Genomic DNA, 18,387 nt, shown 5'->3' with positions numbered 1-18,387 from the left:
CCCATAAAGTGGATGCTAGATAAAGCGTTAGCTCCACCAAACGAACAGTGAAAGTTTTACTTCCCACTCGCAAGTTTGTCAAACAGCATGGATAATGCTTAAGAAGGAGTTTTTATCCTTACTATTAGCTGGGCAATCAGCTATGCCAATGGAACGCAAAAAGACCAAAAAGTAACATCAAACATATCCTTATCCCAAAAACGTAAAGGGTAGAACTATGTAAGATCACAGGAGACTAAAGGGGCCAGTGGATGAGTAATAATCACAAAATTAGAATTTACGAGCTATCAAGAGAGTTAAATTTGGAGAACAAAGACATTTTGGCAGTATGCGATCAGCTCGATATTGCTGTCAAAAATCACAGCAGTACGATTACTGAGGATGAAGCCGCAAAAATTCGATCTGCTGCCAAAAATCATCCATCTAGCCAAAAGGCAAATCAGCCCAACCGCAAGCCGGCTGCTGCCAAAGAAGGCAGTGCGCAAAAGCCTCGCCCCATTGCCAAACCAGTCAAGCAAGATCGACCCAAAAAACAACAAATTCTTGAGCTGCGTAAACAACCCTCAAAACCCGCTGAGACTTTAGCAACACCTCCATCTGTGAGTGCAGCGCCTCCATCTGTGAGTGCAGCGCCTCCATCTGTGAGTGCAGCGCCTCCATCTGTGAGTGCAGCGCCTCCATCTGTGAGTGCAGCGCCTCCATCTGTGAGTGCAGCAGATTCATCTGAGCCCTTGCAGGCTCCTAAGCCTATTCGCCCAGAACCCACTCGTGCACCCGAGAAGCCTGTGGCTACAGAGAAGTCTGCCATCAAGCCTCCTTCCGTTGCCAAGCCCGCGAGCCCAACCCTATCCCCCCCCAGCGAATAGAGCAGAGAAGGTACTGACAAAACCAGCCACTCAAGTTCCCGAGATGGTGAAGAAGCCTCAGCTTCTGAGCAAACCCACTTTCAATTCCCCCCCCAAACCTACTCGTCCAGAAGAGCCTAAAGTTAGCCCTAGAACAGGCGCCGTTTCGCCAACCGTGGAGCCGCCGACTAAGCCGGCAGCAACAGAACCGCCTCGTCCTCGACTGATTCGCCCCATTTCCATCACAAAAGCGAAACAACAAGCTGAGAAAGAGCAGGAAGCATCCAAGACCAGTGGAGCGGGCGCAGCCAAAGACAACAATGACACCACTGAGCTACTCGTTCTCAAGCCGCCAACATCACGTCAGAAAAAAGATAAGCGGACTGTTAAATCAGATGATCAATTAGAAGATCGGCCCACTAAGGCTTCAAAAGCTAGCCTCAAGCAGAAGCGGCGCACGCAAAAAGAGATGGAGGAGGATGAAGACGATCTTTTTGGAGCAGATGGCGCTAATAGTCAAACGGCTATTGATGTGAGTCAATCTTTGGTGCGACCGCCTAAGCCTAAATCAATGAAGCAGTCTAAACCCACGACTGTTCCCATCAATCGCAGCCCTGGCCCCTCTAAAGGTGGCAATCGACGGCAGCGAAATCGCTATCGTCAACAGCAGGAGGTCGAGGTCGAACGGCCCACACTGCTGACCTTAACCTCCGACTTAACGGTCCAAGCATTGGCAGCGGAACTCCTTGTTCCCGAAACTGAAGTGATTAAGATTCTCTTTATGAAGGGAATTGCCGCCAATATCAATCAGGTTCTGGATATTCCAACTGCCACGATGGTGGCAGAAGAATTAGATTGTGAGGTCGAAACCCAGGAAGAAGAATCTGAAGCCCGTAAAGTTTCAGAAATGCTGGATGCTGAAGATCTTGAGAAACTGCAATCTCGTCCGCCTGTGGTCACCATTATGGGCCATGTTGATCATGGTAAAACCACCCTCTTGGATGCAATTCGCGAAACGAAGGTTGCCCAAGGAGAAGCTGGTGGCATCACCCAGCATATCGGGGCCTACCATGTTGACTTAACCCATGGAGATGGAGTGCAACAGGTCGTCTTCCTGGATACACCAGGTCACGAAGCTTTCACCGCCATGCGGGCTCGGGGAACACGAGTGACGGATATCGCCATTTTGGTAGTAGCTGCCGACGATGGCGTGCGTCCACAAACCCTGGAAGCGATTAGCCATGCGCGGGCCGCAGAAGTTCCCATTATTGTTGCCATCAATAAAGTCGACAAAGAAGGGGCTCAGCTGGACAGAGTTCGCCAAGAACTGAGTGAGCATAATCTAGTCCCTGAAGATTGGGGTGGCGAAACGGTCATGGTGCCGGTCAGTGCCCTTAAGGGGGAAAACCTAGATACGCTGCTTGAGATGGTGCTGCTGGTCGCTGAAGTCGAAGATTTGCAGGCCAATCCGGATCGCCCTGCTAAGGGAACGGTGATTGAGGCTCACTTAGATAAGGCCAAAGGTCCGGTTGCTAGTTTGCTAGTTCAAAACGGTACCCTCCGAATCGGTGATGTGTTAGTCGCCGGGTCTGTCTTCGGTAAAGTGCGGGCCATGGTTGACGATCGCGGTGCCCGCGTCGATACGGCTAGTCCTTCCTTTGCCGTCGAGGTGCTGGGGATGAGTGAAGTGCCTGCTGCGGGTGAAGAATTTGAAGTCTTCGTGGATGAGAAAGTTGCCCGATCTCAAGCCGGACAGCGGACGGATCAACAGCGCCATACTCGTTTGCAGCAGGCCTTGGCTTCTCGACGAGTCTCTCTCAATGCCTTGTCTGAAAAGGCCCGTGAAGGAGAACTGAAAGAACTGAACCTGGTCATCAAAGCAGATGTCCAAGGATCCCTTGAAGCTCTGTTGGGTTCTTTGGCTCAACTGCCTCAAAATGAAGTTCAAGTTCGCGTATTGCTGTCAGCACCTGGCGAAATTAGCGAAACAGATGTAGATTTGGCTTCCGCCAGTGGTGCCGTCATCATTGGTTTCAACACTAGTTTAGCCACCGGGGCCCGACAAGCCGCCGATCAGGCCGGAGTGGATATCCGTGAATATGACATCATTTATAAGCTGTTGGAAGATATTGAAGGCGCCATGGAAGGCCTCCTAGAACCTGAGTTTGTAGAGGAAGACTTGGGCGAAGCCGAAGTTCGGGCCGTGTTCCCTGTGGGACGAGGTGCGATCGCAGGTTGTTACATTCAATCTGGGAAATTGGTACGGAATTGTCGCATTCGAATCCAGAGAGGCAATGACGTGGTCTTTGAAGGCATCCTAGATTCCCTCAAGCGGATGAAAGATGATGTTCGCGAAGTGAACTCAGGCTATGAATGTGGTGTGGGCGTTGATAACTTCAGTGGTTGGACTGAAGGCGATCGGATTGAAGCCTTTCAGATGGTGACGAAGCGGAGAACATTATCTGCAGCGACCTAATCTACCCTGTGCCCTTTATTTTCTGTATTCCCTGTCACACTCTCCAGCCTCTAATTTGAGTAGGCTGGAGGGTGTAATAAGGAATTTTTAAGGGATTGGAGAGTGTTTAGATTTTTTGTGTAAGCCGTAACGTATTCAATAGTTGAATCGTGTTGGAAACAGAATAGCAAAATGGGACAGTGGAGAGTGTTTAGATTTTTGTGTAAGCCGTAACGTATTCAATAGTTGAATCGTGTTGGGAACAGAATAGCAAAATGGGACAGCGCCGCCTTCCAATTCAAAATCGGTCTGGTCCATCTCTTCGAGATATTCCTCATCGCCAGAAACATCAATTTGTAGACAGACTCTTCATTCGGGAAGACAGCTTTGGTCTTAATCACCTTTCGCAGTGAGCGATTGAGCGACTCAATGGCATTAGTGGTGTAGATAACCTTTCGGATGGCCATTGGGTACTTAAACAACGGAGCAATATTATCCCAATGCCGTATCCAGATTTGGCTGATGCCAGGATACGTCTGGTCCCATTTGTTGGCAAACGCATCCAAGGCAGCCTCAGATTCCTCCAAAGTGGCCGCTTGATAAATGGGCTTGAGGTCTGCAGCTACGGCTCGACTTTCCTTCCAAGGCACATGGCGCAAACTATTGCGAATGAGATGAACGATACAAACTTGAACTTGAGTATCGGGATAGACCGATTCAATCGCCTGGGGAAAGCCTTTGAGACCATCACAGCAAGCAATCAAGATATCCTGAGCGCCTCGGTTTTTAAGGTCTGTGAGCACTGAAAGCCAGAATTTTGCTCCCTCCCGCTCGGCAGCCCCTATCCATAATCCCAACAGCTCTTTGTTTCCCTCCACAGTTACCGCTAGCGCGACATAGACGGCTCGCTTGCTGACTTGGCCATTGACTTTGATGTTCACATACAGGGCATCGAGATAGACAATCGGATACACCTCATCCAATGGTCTTGAGCGCCAGTCTTTAACCTCCTCCATGACACTATTGGTGACGTCACTAATCAGACCCTCAGAGATATTGGCCCCATACAGCTCCACCAATTGAGACTCGAATATCACGAGTGGTCATGCCACGAGCATATAAGGCGATGATTTTCTCGTCGAGTCCCGCGATACGTCGCTGGCCTTTGGGCACGAGGACAGGCTCAAACTCACTGCAACGGTCGCGAGGAATCGATAGGTCCATCTCTCCTTGTTCAGTCTGGACGGTCTTTTTCGAGTAACCATTGCGACTGTTTCTAGGGCCATGAGAACGCTCATCGACGGAGGATTGATGCAGGTGATGAGTCAATTCACCTGCCAAGGCTCGTTCCACTAGGCGTTTGCTGAGTTGTTTGAGCAGTCCTGATTCGCCCAGAATATCCTCTGGCTGTGGATTCTCTCCAATGAGTTCATCCAATAGCTCATCAACTCGATTGGGTACTTGTTTCTTTCTAGACATGATGCGGTCTCCTGGTGTGTTTGGATTCTAGACCGCTTACACAAAACTCTGATCAGTCTCCCACCAGGGATGGGGAGGCTATGGGATGTCAAGATTTTGGCCGGAATGCCCACTGCTGTTTGTCCTGGGTGAACGTCTGACAAAACGACCGCATTAGCCCCGATATTGACATCATCCCCCCAGCACCACATTTCCTAGGATTTTGGCTCCTGCCCCAATATTCACTCGTGCTCCTAGCTTGGGGGGGCATCCAAAGGATGATCCAAATATCGATTCCCCAAGGTAACCCCCTGACGAATAATACTCTCATCGCCAATTTCACTATCTCCATGGATAACAATGGCTCCTTGATGCTCAATCACCACCCGACGCCCTAATTTGACGGTATAGGGTAAATCAATTCCATAGACATTGCGAATGTAGCGGTAATGCCCCCGGTAAATCAGGCTAAACGGGGCTCTTAACAGCTTTGGCTGCAGCTGCATTCGCCAAACCCCAAACCGATGGACGGCGACTGCTCGAAATCCCGGTTTGGTCCAATCGGACTGATGGGCTCGCCAGTCTTCCCTAATTTGTTGCCAGAGGCTTAAATCTTGCTGCGACATTGCCCCCCCTTGACAAAGGCACTATTGCAAAAGAAGTCTTGTAAAAGATGGGGGGGATCGACTTGAGGCTTGTGCTGGACTAACTGCCGTAGCTGCCACAGAGAATATCCCCCCAGCCATGCCAGATCTGTCAGGACCGCATACCCATGACTGTGGTGCTTATGAAAATATCGATGGCGGGAGTCAAACCAATATTGCGGTCGCCGCTGTTGGCAGGCTTGGGCTCCAGTCACCCCAGAGCTTTGCCCCACAAGATGAACCACGCGACTGGCGGGGACATACCAACAGGTCCAATTTGCCTGTCTTGCTCTAAGGCAAAAATCAACTTCTTCGTAATACATAAAGAAGTCGTCATCCAGTAGCCCAATTTGCTCAAAGACCTGGCGCCGAATCATCATACTGGCCCCAGCTAGCCAATCTGTGGCTATCGCCTGGTCAGCAATTGGGGGGGCTAAGATCCACCGGGATAGGACTTTAGAAACCAGTCCCAACCGTAATCCCTGATCTAATTCACTCCAGATGGTATGGAATCGAAAGGCTGAATATTGAGGGGTGCCATCTAAATTTTCTAGACGACTGCCTGCGATGCCCACATCAGGGTGTTGTTCAAGAAATGTGAGTAACGTCTTGAGGGCTCCAGGATGAACCACCGTATCGGGATTTAACAACCAAATATAGTCAGGGGGATGGGTAGACTCAAGGGCAGGGCCAATCATGGCATTGTTGCCAGCAGCAAACCCCCCATTTGTATCTAGGGATTGGAGCGTGACCCAATCTTGCCAATGATGGGATGCGATCGCATCTCGCAATACGACAACGGACTCATCTCCAGACTGGTTATCGGCAACCACAACCCTTGTATTGCCATGGTGCTCCACCTCTGTTTGCAAAGACTGCAAACAATCAATCGTCAGCTGGGGCGTTCGATAATTGACAATCACAACCAGCAAAGAAGGTGATAGTGACTTTAACATCAATCAAGTGATTCGCTGAAGGTAAGAGGGCCTTCCCTATTTTTAACATCTGTCAGGAGACCGAGTCGTATCGCTCCGATAAATGTAGAAGTTCTCCCCCAATCACACCTTTAGTGTTCGATTAGAACGATACTCGCTGATCTCCTTCTAGGGGCTTGTTGAGCATTAATCCAGGAGTATTAGCTGCGCCATTTGCCGGTTCATCACCCTCGCATTACGTGGAGCGAGCTGTGAGGGTAATGTCCTATCCTCAGCCGCTGGTAGAAATACAAGGTGTGAAGTATGGAGATAGCTCTGGGGGCATCGCTTTAGGATCGTCTTTGATACTAGCTTGGGCTTTCGTAAAGATTTGAATCGCCTGCATTTGAGAATGCTGTTGCTGCATTTGGGAAATTGAGCATTGGCAAATCTGCGATGCTTTATCAGCAGAATCCCCTTTTACTTCTCTCAATTTTTTAGTGCACTCATAAGTATATAAACGCACCAGCTGAGGATTGTAGGTATATTTGGCAGATGCAATTTGAGCTGAATGGGTGTGGTGAGCATTGGCCTGACTTGGAATCAATAGACTAGAACACCCCACTGTGCTCGCTACAGTAAAGGTGATTGATAAAGCTCGAATAGAACGAACCATAAAAACTTCTCCTATAAGTGAAAAGAGTGAAGAACAACACCAAGGAATCGGCCTGCTTTGGAATTGAATGATCAAACCTTTGTAATCGTAGGCTGATAATTCATCTATTTAAGCCTTCCCTGCGACAAAGCGCTATTTAAGTTAAGCAATTTAGTTTGTTTTTGACACATTTCATCATATTTACGGTACTTATTGCATGATGTGTCTAGCTTCTAGGATGTTCCCGAGCGCACTTTAATCTGTCAATTGTTATGAAGCGTGATGAATTTATTTTGAGCTGGGCCATCCATTCAAATGGATGGATACCTCTACATTTCTCATAAGATCTGCTGCCGATACCCAGGTACTATTGAGGAGCAAAGCCACTCGCCAACGTTTTCCCTATGTCATCCGCACAACTGCGCTTAAATCTAATAGAAGGATCCGTTACTTTTAGTTTTACTGCCGAAGCAGCCCAAGAATTTAAAACTGCAATTTCAGCCTTAATGACAAGCCTGAAGGCCGTTGCTAATAAAACACCTGGAGAAAAAGTACAGCCCCAACCCTCGATGGAATACCAGTATACCGGGGACGTTTTCTTAGAATGCTTTTGCAACCCTAATATTTGGCCTAGTCCTTTTGCGGCAAAAGTTCTGATTACCGTGAGGGATGATCGCATTCGACTCACAACAGAAGCTGAACTCACCCGTACTATCGAAGATCTGAATGAATTTATTGAAACAAACGGGTAATTCAACTCAGTCTTTCTCTTGGGAAGATGGGGGCAGTCTCAATCTCTGAATCAAACTTGGACAGGTGGGATCACCATCCGATAAGCTACTAAAGAGTGGGATTTATGATTACAATCGTTCACTATTAAGTTCTAGTTAGAGGTATCCGCATGGGTTTTATCGCCTACATATTATTCATTAGTCTTTTTACCGGTATGGCTCTTGGTCTTTATTTTGGTCTCAAAGCCGTCAAATTGATCTAAGACAACGGCATCAACCCGAAAGCTTGGTTGGAATTTAGGATTCCCCAAGCTTTCGGCAAGGATTTTTTCATTTCAGAATGCTCCAAATTACGTTTTGAGTTTGCTAAGGGTGTGGTTGCGATCGCAACCGCAATTCGTTCTCCTCCCCAAACCTTCTAGAATAGGGAAGAGTTATTGCAATAAGGCAAACGCTACATGGTCACAAAGGCACCTGCAAAGACTGGATATGAGGCGGTAATTGGTTTAGAGACCCATTGCCAGCTCAGTACAAACACCAAAATCTTTTGTAACTGTTCCACTGCCTTTGGAGCAGCTCCGAATCATCAAGTTTGCTCAATCTGCATGGGTATGCCCGGTGTTTTACCTGTCCTCAACGAAACCGTTTTAGAATATGCCGTCAAGGCAGGTCATGCCCTCAATTGTGAGATTGCTAAGTACAGTAAATTCGATCGGAAGCAATACTTTTACCCCGATCTGCCCAAAAACTATCAAGTCTCTCAGTTTGACTTGCCCATTGCCGAGCATGGCTGGATAGAAGTCGAGATTGTTGACGAACAAGGGGAAGCCACCCGCAAAAAGATCGGCATTACCCGTCTACATATGGAAGAAGATGCTGGCAAATTGGTCCATGGCGGCAGCGATCGCCTAGCGGGTTCCACCCACTCCCTGGTGGACTTTAACCGAACCGGTGTCCCTCTAATCGAGATTGTTTCCGAACCCGATATGAGAACGGGACTCGAAGCAGCCGAATATGCCCAAGAGATTCGTCGGATTGTCCGATATCTTGGAGTGAGTGACGGCAATATGCAAGAAGGCTCCTTGCGCTGCGACGTCAACATTTCTGTACGCCCAAAAGGCCAGAAAGAATTTGGCACCAAAGTAGAAATCAAAAACATGAACTCCTTTAGTGCCATTCATCGAGCCATCGACTATGAGATCGCCCGCCAGACTGCAGCCATTGAAGCAGGCGAGGGTGAGTCCATTATTCAAGAAACTCGCTTATGGGAAGAAGGCGCCCAACGCACCATCGGTATGCGCAGCAAAGAAGGCGCTAGTGACTATCGATATTTTCCCGAGCCAGACTTAACACCGATTGAAGTCGCCCCTAAGCTGCTGAAACAATGGCAGTCAGAACTACCCGAACTCCCTGCAGCCAAGCGGCATCGATATGAGGAAGAAATCGGATTGTCCCCTTATGACACCCGAATTCTCACAGATGATCATGCCATCACCCAATTTTTCGAGACAACCTTAAAAGCTGGAGCTTCTGCTAAGCAAGCAGCTAACTGGCTGATGGGAGATATTACCGGCTACCTCAACAATGAGAACTTATCTATTACGGACATTGCTTTAACTCCTGAGGCCCTAGCTGAACTCATTGAGTTGATCGAAGCTAACACCATCAGTGGCAAAATTGCCAAAGAACTCTTACCGGAGTTGTTAACAAAAGGCGGTTCACCTAAAAAGTTAGTTGAGAAGAAAGGACTAACTCAGATTTCGGATACGGCTACCTTGGAAACGCTGATTGATGAAGTCATAGCGGCTCACCCCCAAGAGTTAGAGCAGTTCCGCAATGGCAAAACCAAACTTCAAGGCTTTTTCATGGGACAAGTCATGAAACGAACCAGTGGACGAGCTGATCCCAAAGCCACTAATCAGATGCTGGCTAAAAAGCTGAAAGCCTAAGTCCGAATATTACTCATTGGAGCAGATGAATTCAGATTCATTTATGGATGCAGCCATCCAAGAAGCCCAGTTGGGATTAGCTGCTGGAGGTATCCCCATTGGATCTGTTGTGGTTAAGGGTGGGAGCATTGTTGGCCGAGGCCATAACCTCAGGGTTCAACAAGGTAGTGCAATTTTGCATGCAGAGATGAGTGCTTTGGAAACTCTGGGCCGTCAACCTGCCACGTTTTACCAAGACGTCACTTTATACACCACATTGTCGCCGTGCAGCATGTGTTCAGGCGCTATTTTACTCTACAAAATTCCCCATGTCGTTATCGGTGAAAATCGAACCTTTATGGGAGAAGAAGTCTGGCTGAAATCTCGTGGAGTTCAGGTTACAGTCCTAGACCATCCCCAGTGTTACCAAATGATGCAGGCGTTCATTAACGGAACCCCTCAACTTTGGTATGAGGATATTGGTGTTGAGAGAGCCTGAAGCCCATCTCAATTCAAAGTCATTGAAGTCAAAAACCAAAGTCCCAGCCTAAAAGAAATGAATATCTTGGGGCTGGGACTTTGGTTCAGATCGAAAACAATCTAGGGGGTGGGAGCAGGAACTCGCTCGATTCTGGCGCCTAAGCCGCGTAACTTCTCTTCAAAGTCCGAATAGCCCCGATCAAGGTGCTGTAGCCCTTCAATACTGGTTTTACCTTTAGCTGCTAGGGCGGCAACCACTAATGCTGCTGTGGCTCGCAAGTCAGTGCCTGTTACCGGTGCTCCTGACAAGAATGGCACACCATGAATAACGGCGATGTTGCCCTTAACTCGAATATCGGCCCCCATTCTGACCAATTCAGGGACATGACCCAAACGGTTCTCAAATACTGTTTCAGTCACAACACTGTTTCCTTCACTTAAGGTCAGTAGTGCCATGAAAATAGACTGCATATCGGTGGGGAAACCAGGATAAGGAAGGGTTTCGATCTCGGTCCCTGCATGAACACCTTTGGACTGAATCCGCAAACCTTGTTGGGCATCTGCTGTCAATTTAAATCCGATAGACCTGAGCTTGGCAATGACTGCAGTCAAGTGGTCAGGAACGACGGGTGCCAGGAGGATATCAGAATGGGTAATGGCTCCCGCCATCAAAAATGTGCCTGCTTCAATCCGATCCGGCACAATGTTGTAATCGGTGCTGTGCAGTTTAGGGACGCCGGAAATGGTAATCGTTTTGGTGCCCGCCCCCGTAATTTTGGCTCCCATGGAGATACAGAAATTAGCTAAGTCTGCAACTTCAGGCTCCTGGGCCGCGTTGTCCAAAATGGTTTCACCCTCAGCTAGAGTTGCCGCCATCATCAGGGTTTCGGTTGCCCCTACACTGGGATAATCGAGGTAAATCTTGGCCCCTTTGAGCTTAGAAGCATAGGCATGGACGACACCATGTTCAATGTAAACTTCGGCTCCGAGTTGCTTCAGGCCCCGAACGTGAATTTCTACGGGTCTTGCACCGATTGCACAGCCGCCAGGTAAGGGAACTTTGGCAACGCCCATACGAGCGAGTAAAGGACCAATGGCAAAGAAGCTGGCTCTTAGCTTACTGACGAGTTCGTAGGGGGCATCCGTTGTAGTGATATGGGTCGGATCCAGATCTAAAACATCGTTGTCTTGCTTAATTTTGACGCCTAAGGTTTTGAGGATTTTGGCCATTCCTTGAATGTCAGCAAGGGATGGAACATTCCGTAAACGACAGGGTTCTGAACATAGGAGTGCTCCGGCCATCAGCACGAGGGCGGAGTTTTTGGCTCCACTAATTTTGACTTTACCTTGAAGTGGCGTCCCCCCCCATACCTCAAGGATCGACGAGTGTGCTTTGGTCGAAACAGACTGATCCACTATGCTAACGGGGGAAGAAACGGTTTTAAGAGTATTCAATGGCCTACACCACACCAAAAATTTGCAGGGGAATGTGGTCTAGAGTGTACCCTAAAACCGGCCAAAAAATCAGAACTTTTGTAACATTCCTCTCATATTCTGCATCAATTGTTGTGAATTCTTTATCCCTATTCTCTTTCGCCAATGACTCCTACTAAAGTTTGGCCCCGTTTTCTGCAGTTTCCACGCCATGCCAGTCTTTCAGTCTGGTTAATGATTACAGGCATTCTTATTACTCTCTTTTTCATCATAATTGCTCTAATGGCTCCATCCCTACAGCAGTGGGATTGGATTCAAGATCCAACCCCCACCAGCATTCTCGACAATATTCCCCATAGTGCGCCTTCAGGTGAACATTGGTTTGGAACAGACAAACTCGGGTATGACGTATTTGCTCGGACGGTTTATGGTGCTCGGGCAGCGCTGCAAGTTGTGGTAGCAGCAACCTTATTTAGTGTTGTCTTTGGCGTTATTTTGGGGCTAGTCAGTGGATACCTTGGGGGGCTGGGTGGATCGAATTTTACTCTTCTTAATGGATTCGATTTATGCCATACCTGGTTTACTGATCGCCGTAACTTTGTCTTTTTCTATTGGTGAGGCAGCACGAGGGGTTCCGAGTGCTGCTGCTGCGTTGGGAGTGGCCTATATTCCCAAGTACTATCGCGTGGTTCGCAATCATACCGTCAGCATTAAGACAGAGCTGTTTATGGAGGCAGCTAGAGCTTTGGGGGCTTCTCCGTGGCGAATTATTACTCGATATCTATTCGGCAATGTGATTCAGAGTGTGCCTGTCTTGTTTTCCTTAAATGCAGCGGACTCAGTTTTAACCTTGGGTGCTCTGGGTTTCTTGGGGCTAGGTTTGCCTGCTGAAATCCCAGAATGGGGATATGACTTAAAAGTTGCTTTGGAAGGATTCACTGGGGAAGTTTGGTGGACAACCCTATTCCCTGGCTTGGCCATGGCCTCATTATCGGTGGGATTATCCCTTGCCAGTGAAGGCCTGAGTGAGTTCTTCAATCCTTTGCAGCGACGGGATGCCGATCAAAGCTAGGGGCCAAGGTAAGATGAGGTAGGTTGCTGTGAAGTGGTTCCACAAAGCGTCATGTGGACTGTTCTTTAGCCTTCCGGCAACACCCTGCCCATCACAACTTATTACACCTATAGGATGTGGTTTTTGGTTAGACGTAGTGATGATACGGAAGATGCGATCGCATCCTATCCACCCCCAGCGTTTTCTAATCTCAAACTACGATTCCGCCGCACGTATTTCTGCCCAGACCATCTTCTAATTAAACAAAGGCTTCTAGGCGTCTCTCTATGAAGCTAATCTCGGCATTTCAGCCCCTGCGCCACCTCACTCAATCCAGTCGCTTTGCCATTATTGAAGCCTGTCTGATTGGTCTTATTTCTGGTTTAGCAGCTGTCGCCTTACAGGATGGGATTGGGTGGTTAGGTGGGTTGCGCATCTACTTTGCCAACCAGTTTCATTCCCCTTTGATGTTGCCGTTAATCGGTTTTATCGGTGGTTTTATCGCAGGTTTGCTGATTGAAACTATCGCCCCGGATGCGAAGGGGAGTGGTATCCCGCAAGTGAAGGCTGCACTGGCACAATTTCCCATTGCCCTCAATTGGCAAGTAGCGCTGGTCAAGCTGATCAGTGGCATTACAGTTCTGGGCACAGGATTGCCCTTAGGTCGGCAAGGGCCCACCGTTCAATTAGGCGCTGCCCTGGCCGCTCAACTTAGCTACTGGTTTCCAACAGCTCCCAACCACCGCCAACAGATGATTGCAGCAGGTGCAGGGGCGGGACTCGCAGCAGGGTTTGCGGCTCCCATCGCTGGGGTCCTCTTTATTGTCGAGGAGTTGTTACATGATTTATCTGGATTAACCCTAGGGACCGCCATTCTGTCCTCCTTTATTGGTGCGGTTGTTGCCCATGTCTTGGGAGGGCAGAACCTATCCATCAGCTTTGAGCAGGTGACAACTGCCACCAGCTTCTCTGTTCCAGAAATTCCTTTCTTTATCCTGTTGGGGATTTTGGCAGGAGGATTTGGAGCCTTGTTCAACCGAGGCCTACTTCTTAGTGTTGATCTGAATCGCCGCCTCACGTTCCTCGGATTACCCTGGCGAATTGGCTTGGCAGGGGGGATTTGTGGAGGCATCATTGGCCAACTCCCCAGCATTTTTCAGGATAATACGGGGCTTAGGGGGTTATTGGGACTAGGAGATCTGGGTTGGCAGTTGGCCCTAACGGCCTTCGTGGTTCAGTTTGGATTAACCCTGATTGCCTATGGGGCAGGGGCTCCAGGGGGGATTATTTGCCCCCAGTCTAGTCATGGGGGCAGCCTTAGGTAATTTAGTCGGCTTAGGGCAGGCTCAACTACTAGGGGCTGGTTTACCCACCACCTACGCGTTTGTGGGCATGGGGGCGTTCTTTGGGGCCGTTAGCCGCGTCCCTTTCACTGGGATCGTGATTATTTTTGAAATCACCCAGGATTTTAACCTTGTTCTCCCCCTGATGATTAGCTCTGTAGTGGCCTATCTAACCGCTGAGCAAGTCAATCAAAGTTCTATTTATGACTTGCTGCTAAAGCAACAGGGGATTCAACTACAGAATGCATCTCCCTCTGCCCAACGCATGTTAGATGCTCTGACAGCAGAAGATATTATGCAGCGGCAAGTCGAAACGTTACCGAGCGATCTGCCCTTAGATGCAGCCCGAAAGATTTTTTCCCGCTCTCACCATCGTGGCTTTCCCATTCTCGAAGATCGACGATTAGTGGGGATTTTGAGCCGCACCGATCTCAATCGAGTCACACAACAACAGAAACCAGGGGATACATTAATCCGGGATGTAATGACGTCCCAGCCCTTAACCGTCAGTCCCACGGCCTCCTTGTCAGATGTCCTTTATATTCTGAATCGTTCCCATATCAGTCGTCTACCTGTTTTAGATGGACGCAAACTGATTGGTATCATTACCCGTGCTGATATTATTCACGCCGAATTTGATCACATTTCAGGCCAGAAGCAACAAGATAATCAGGCTTTTGCCCCATCCTATGGGGTCTATCTAACCCGAGGGCCAGCTACCGGCGAAGGGCGAATTCTCCTACCCCTAGCGAATCCTGACACAGCTGAAACCCTCCTAAAAGTTGCAGTAGCCATGGCCCAATCCCTCAACTATGAGCTAGAGTGCCTGCACATTATCCATCTACCCCGTAATCGTTTACCGGCCGAGACCCCAGTCCAAACCACAAAAAGTCGGCGAATCCTGCAAAGGGCTGTTCGGTATGGCCAACGCCATCAGGTGTCTGTTCATACCCAAGTCATCGTGGCTCAGGACGTGGCTCAAGCCATTTTAGAAGCCGAACAGACCGAACATATCAACCTCCTGCTCATGGGGTGGCAAGGGCAATTTTTCTCTGGTGGACAAATTGGCAATCCTACGGTTCGAAAAATTCTTCAACAGGCTAAAAGCCAAGTCTTAGTGATTAGACCTGCCACCCATTTCAATATGGGCAAAAATCAACGGTGGCTCATTCCGGTGTCCGGAGGACCGAATGTTCAACAAGCGATTCAACTCCTTCCAGCCCTAGTTCCTATCAGCAAGTCACCCAATCTGAAATTATTTCAAGTTTATCCCCCCCAGTAGTGACCTACCCGACCCCAGCATTCTCGATCACTACTCACAGTTTCTCAAGCAGGCCTGTCCTGATAGCACGGTCAAAAGTACACAAATTTGTGCTCAAAATGTGGCAGACGCTATTGTGGAACTGGCAAGGCTCCAACAGACAGACATCATCGTTATTGGCGCCAGTCCAACCGGGTTAGTCCACCAAGCACTCAAAGGAAATATTCCCCTAGCCATTGCTCAAGGGACAGAGGCGACCATCATTTTAGTGAGAGGCTCTGGAACCAGCGTTGTGGTATAACTGTGCCCTGAACAATGTCAGGTAATGGAACATTGACCCAAACTTCTGAATCTAAATTAGGTGGTGAAAGGCAATGTCCAAAATGATCAAACTGAGAAGAAAACGACGACGCTCAATCTGGGGCCTCATTTTTTTATTAAGTCTATGGAGTTGCGTGCTGGGATGGGGATTATCTCAAATCCAAACCTCTGTGGCCCTTGAGACTGCTCCATTAGCCCAAGTCTCAGAATCTCTGCCGACCACAGAAGCTATCGGAGACGTTGATCCAGTCCCTCCTCAGCTCAAGCGAGGCGAACAGCTCTATCAACAACGCTGTGGAACGTGCCATGTCGCTTTACCCCCGCAAGTATTACCGAGCCAAACATGGCAGGCCCTCTTACCGGACACCAACCATTACGGCGTAGTGTTGCCCCCGTTTAAGAATCCGGAACTCACTGATACCTGGGCATATCTCAGCTTCTTCTCTCGACCGATGAGAGAAGATGGTCTTCGCCCCATTCCCTATCAAGTTAGACGTTCTGTATTTTTTAAGGTATTGCATCCTGGCGTTGATTTTGCTGAACCAGTCACCCCTGACACTTGTGTTCGGTGCCATCCTGGCGTGTCCCAACTCAACTTCCGTCAGCTAAGTCCTGAGTGGACGCAATAGTCCATTTGCATGATTGAATTTAACGAAGAAGGGCTTGCCCAAGGCAAGCCCTTCTTCGTTATGAGGCTGTTTAGTGACTTTATGAGTCAAGCCCAAGACGGCTAAATTCGAGCTGTGAAAGATTTCTAGTGTTGGGGTTGAAGTCAGGGTATAGATTGACATATATTTAGTACGATCGTTCGTTCTATATAGCTATGATTTCATTTTATTATGCCAAACCCTCCCTCTTCAGCCGTCCGGTTTGGATCACACTGATTGAAAAGGGCTTAGCGTTTGATCCGATCGTCGTCAATATGGGGGGCGATCAATTCACGCCTGAATTCAGGGCTCTCAACCCCTTTTGTCGGATTCCGGTACTGGTGGACAATGACTTGACGGTGACAGAGTCCCAAGCCATTTTGGATTATTTAGACCTGCAATATCCCCAACCTAAATTGCTGCCAGAATCTGCCCAGGCAGTTGCTAAGGTGCGGCAGGTGCAAATGATTACTACCAATGAACTGATCCCGGCGATTGGGGAATGCTTGATGAAAAAGCCAGACCAGCAAGTTTATGCCAAGCATCGAGCGATGACGGCTCTGAATATCTTTGAAGGACTGCTCGAAGGGCCTTATTTTGGTGGCGATCACCTGAGTTTGGCAGATATTGTGGCGGGATCGGTAGTCCCCGTCGTGTGTGACTTGGGATTTTCCTTGGACCAGCTGCCACGATTACGAAACTGGCTTAAGGCGCTAATGGTTAGACCAGCCTGGCAGCAGACTCAATTAACCGCCGTCGAAAAAGATCGATTTTTGCGAAGTATTCGAGCCCTTGCCAGATTATGGCAAAAACGACGACGCCAGCGAGCTGAAGAATTACTCGTCCCCAACCAAAACACTCCCCCAACCATCGGTTAAGGGAGTGCAGCTAAAGGGCGAATAGACTAGGCAAATGCCATCATTTCTGATTCCTTGGCAGCCATGGACTGGATTAAATCAATCATGCGATTGGAGTAACCCCACTCGTTGTCATACCAAGCCACGACCTTAAAGAAATTGGAGTTCAGTTCCATACCGGCTCCCGCATCAAAAATGCTGGAATGGGGATCGCTAGTGAAGTCTGTAGAAACAACGGCATCTTCGGTATATCCTAAAATGCCTTTGAGCTCTCCATAGGCAGCCGTCCGCATGGCTGCACAAATATCAGCATAGGTAGTAGAACGTTCTGTACGGAAGGTGAGGTCGACAACAGAGACATCAGGGGTGGGAACGCGCAGGGCCATACCGGTCAACTTGCCTTTAAGCTCAGGGAGAACTAGGGTGACTGCTTTTGCTGCGCCTGTAGAAGCAGGAATGATGTTTTGGGCTGCACTTCGCCCCCCCCGCATATCTTTCTTGCTGGGGCCATCCACGGTTGGTTGAGTAGCTGTCATGGCATGAACCGTCGTCATCAGTCCTTCTGCAAAGCCAAAGTTATCGTGAATGACTTTGGCAATAGGGGCTAGGCAATTGGTGGTGCAGCTGGCGTTAGAAACCACAGTATGTTGCTGAGGGTTATAGAGGTGATGGTTGACCCCCATCAGTAGTGTGGGGACTTTTTCAGGATCCTTTTCCTTAGTGGGGGCTGAAATGGCAACCCGCTTGGCCCCTGCTGCTAAATGTTTTGAGGCTGTATCGAAGGTGGTGAAGAGTCCTGTTGCTTCCACCACATACTCTGCACCTAGCTGGCCCCAGGGCAGCTCTTCTGGATTACGGATTGAGGTACAGGGAATAAACTTGTCGTTGACCATGATCCCCTCAGAAGTCGCTGCAACAGTGCCACGAAAGGGACCATGAGTTGAATCGTACTTCAATAGGTAAGCGATGTTCTCGGCAGGGACTAAATCATTAATGCCGACAAATTCAATATTGGGGTTATTGATCCCAGCTCGGAAGACGAGTCGACCAATACGGCCAAAACCATTAATGCCTATCTTTATAGTCATTGAGAACCTCGTAGGACGGATTACCAAGCACTTGCTTTAGGCCCTATTCATGCAGCGAAAATCAGATATCTCGTAGCCAGTCCTATCGCCCTCACAGGATGAAATCGTGTTCCTGTTGCTAGAGCTATAGATCTGACCATCAAATCTTCTACCCGGAACTTAATTTCTGTTTAGGTATAGATAAACAGAGATAAAGCGGTCAAAGATAAATTTAATTTGAGAAATGCTGACTTTTTGGCGTTAAAGGGACTGTAGAGATAGAAAGCCTTTGCAAA

The 18,387-nt window shown here is 48.6% G+C and carries 11 protein-coding genes and 5 pseudogenes; 10 read left to right on the top strand and 6 right to left on the bottom strand.

The window, feature by feature from the left end; translation table 11 throughout:
- The first annotated feature begins 251 nt into the window (after positions 1 to 251).
- Positions 252 to 3,321: pseudogene (gene infB / locus HRE53_RS02330) on the top strand (translation initiation factor IF-2).
- A 218-nt stretch (positions 3,322 to 3,539) separates the two neighbouring features.
- Here the strand turns inward: infB and HRE53_RS02325 are convergent.
- From HRE53_RS02325 to HRE53_RS02310, 4 genes and pseudogenes are all read right to left on the bottom strand, one after another.
- Positions 3,540 to 4,779: pseudogene (locus tag HRE53_RS02325) on the bottom strand (IS256 family transposase).
- Between the two features lie 83 nt (positions 4,780 to 4,862).
- Positions 4,863 to 5,384 (bottom strand): annotated as a pseudogene (locus tag HRE53_RS02320) (serine O-acetyltransferase); the annotation flags it as partial.
- Complete coding sequence (locus tag HRE53_RS02315; RefSeq protein WP_235108920.1) at positions 5,366 to 6,358, bottom strand: glycosyltransferase family 2 protein; 993 nt, start codon at positions 6,356 to 6,358, stop codon at positions 5,366 to 5,368. The gene HRE53_RS02315 and the pseudogene HRE53_RS02320, both read right to left, overlap by 19 nt.
- 250 nt (positions 6,359 to 6,608) lie before the next feature.
- Entirely contained in the window at positions 6,609 to 6,992 is a 384-nt protein-coding gene (locus HRE53_RS02310) for a hypothetical protein (protein WP_212662042.1), read from the bottom strand.
- A 383-nt stretch (positions 6,993 to 7,375) separates the two neighbouring features.
- On the opposite strand from HRE53_RS02310, the gene HRE53_RS02305 reads away from it, so the two are divergent.
- From HRE53_RS02305 to HRE53_RS02290, 4 genes are all read left to right on the top strand, one after another.
- Entirely contained in the window at positions 7,376 to 7,723 is a 348-nt protein-coding gene (locus HRE53_RS02305) for a hypothetical protein (RefSeq protein ID WP_235108919.1), read from the top strand.
- A 149-nt stretch (positions 7,724 to 7,872) separates the two neighbouring features.
- Positions 7,873 to 7,965, top strand: coding sequence for a cytochrome b6-f complex subunit PetL (gene petL / locus HRE53_RS02300; RefSeq protein ID WP_212662040.1), 93 nt, complete (start codon positions 7,873 to 7,875; stop codon positions 7,963 to 7,965).
- A gap of 195 nt (positions 7,966 to 8,160) precedes the next feature.
- Complete coding sequence (gene gatB / locus HRE53_RS02295; RefSeq protein ID WP_235108918.1) at positions 8,161 to 9,651, top strand: Asp-tRNA(Asn)/Glu-tRNA(Gln) amidotransferase subunit GatB; 1,491 nt, start codon at positions 8,161 to 8,163, stop codon at positions 9,649 to 9,651.
- A 25-nt stretch (positions 9,652 to 9,676) separates the two neighbouring features.
- Entirely contained in the window at positions 9,677 to 10,129 is a 453-nt protein-coding gene (locus tag HRE53_RS02290; protein WP_235108917.1) for a nucleoside deaminase, read from the top strand.
- Positions 10,130 to 10,230: 101 nt separating this feature from the next.
- Here HRE53_RS02290 and murA read toward each other — a convergent pair whose 3' ends face one another.
- Positions 10,231 to 11,526 carry a UDP-N-acetylglucosamine 1-carboxyvinyltransferase gene (gene murA, locus HRE53_RS02285; protein WP_212662037.1) on the bottom strand — a complete coding sequence of 432 codons (1,296 nt, stop codon included), beginning with the start codon at positions 11,524 to 11,526 and terminating at the stop codon, positions 10,231 to 10,233.
- A 183-nt stretch (positions 11,527 to 11,709) separates the two neighbouring features.
- Between murA and HRE53_RS02280 the strand changes: the two are divergent.
- From HRE53_RS02280 to HRE53_RS02250, 5 genes and pseudogenes are all read left to right on the top strand, one after another.
- A pseudogene (locus HRE53_RS02280) lies at positions 11,710 to 12,616 on the top strand (ABC transporter permease).
- Between the two features lie 123 nt (positions 12,617 to 12,739).
- The gene (locus tag HRE53_RS02275; protein WP_235108916.1) at positions 12,740 to 12,886 is read left to right on the top strand and encodes a hypothetical protein; all 147 of its coding nucleotides are present in this window, start codon (positions 12,740 to 12,742) and stop codon (positions 12,884 to 12,886) included.
- A pseudogene (locus HRE53_RS34850) lies at positions 12,883 to 15,500 on the top strand (chloride channel protein). Before HRE53_RS02275 ends, HRE53_RS34850 begins: the two are co-directional and overlap by 4 nt.
- Before the next feature lie 73 nt (positions 15,501 to 15,573).
- Complete coding sequence (locus tag HRE53_RS02255; protein ID WP_212662034.1) at positions 15,574 to 16,149, top strand: hypothetical protein; 576 nt, start codon at positions 15,574 to 15,576, stop codon at positions 16,147 to 16,149.
- 194 nt (positions 16,150 to 16,343) lie between these two features.
- Positions 16,344 to 17,045, top strand: a complete 702-nt coding sequence (locus tag HRE53_RS02250; RefSeq protein ID WP_235108912.1) for a glutathione S-transferase family protein — start codon at positions 16,344 to 16,346, stop codon at positions 17,043 to 17,045.
- Between the two features lie 26 nt (positions 17,046 to 17,071).
- Here the strand turns inward: HRE53_RS02250 and gap are convergent, their stop codons facing one another.
- The gene (gap, locus tag HRE53_RS02245; RefSeq protein WP_212662032.1) at positions 17,072 to 18,112 is read right to left on the bottom strand and encodes a type I glyceraldehyde-3-phosphate dehydrogenase; all 1,041 of its coding nucleotides are present in this window, start codon (positions 18,110 to 18,112) and stop codon (positions 17,072 to 17,074) included.
- Positions 18,113 to 18,387 lie beyond the last annotated feature (275 nt).

It is taken from the genome of Acaryochloris sp. 'Moss Beach' (genome assembly GCF_021497025.1).
Taxonomy (GTDB): Bacteria; Cyanobacteriota; Cyanobacteriia; order Thermosynechococcales; family Thermosynechococcaceae; genus Acaryochloris; species Acaryochloris marina_A.
This window is presented reverse-complemented; position numbering and strand designations above follow the sequence as displayed.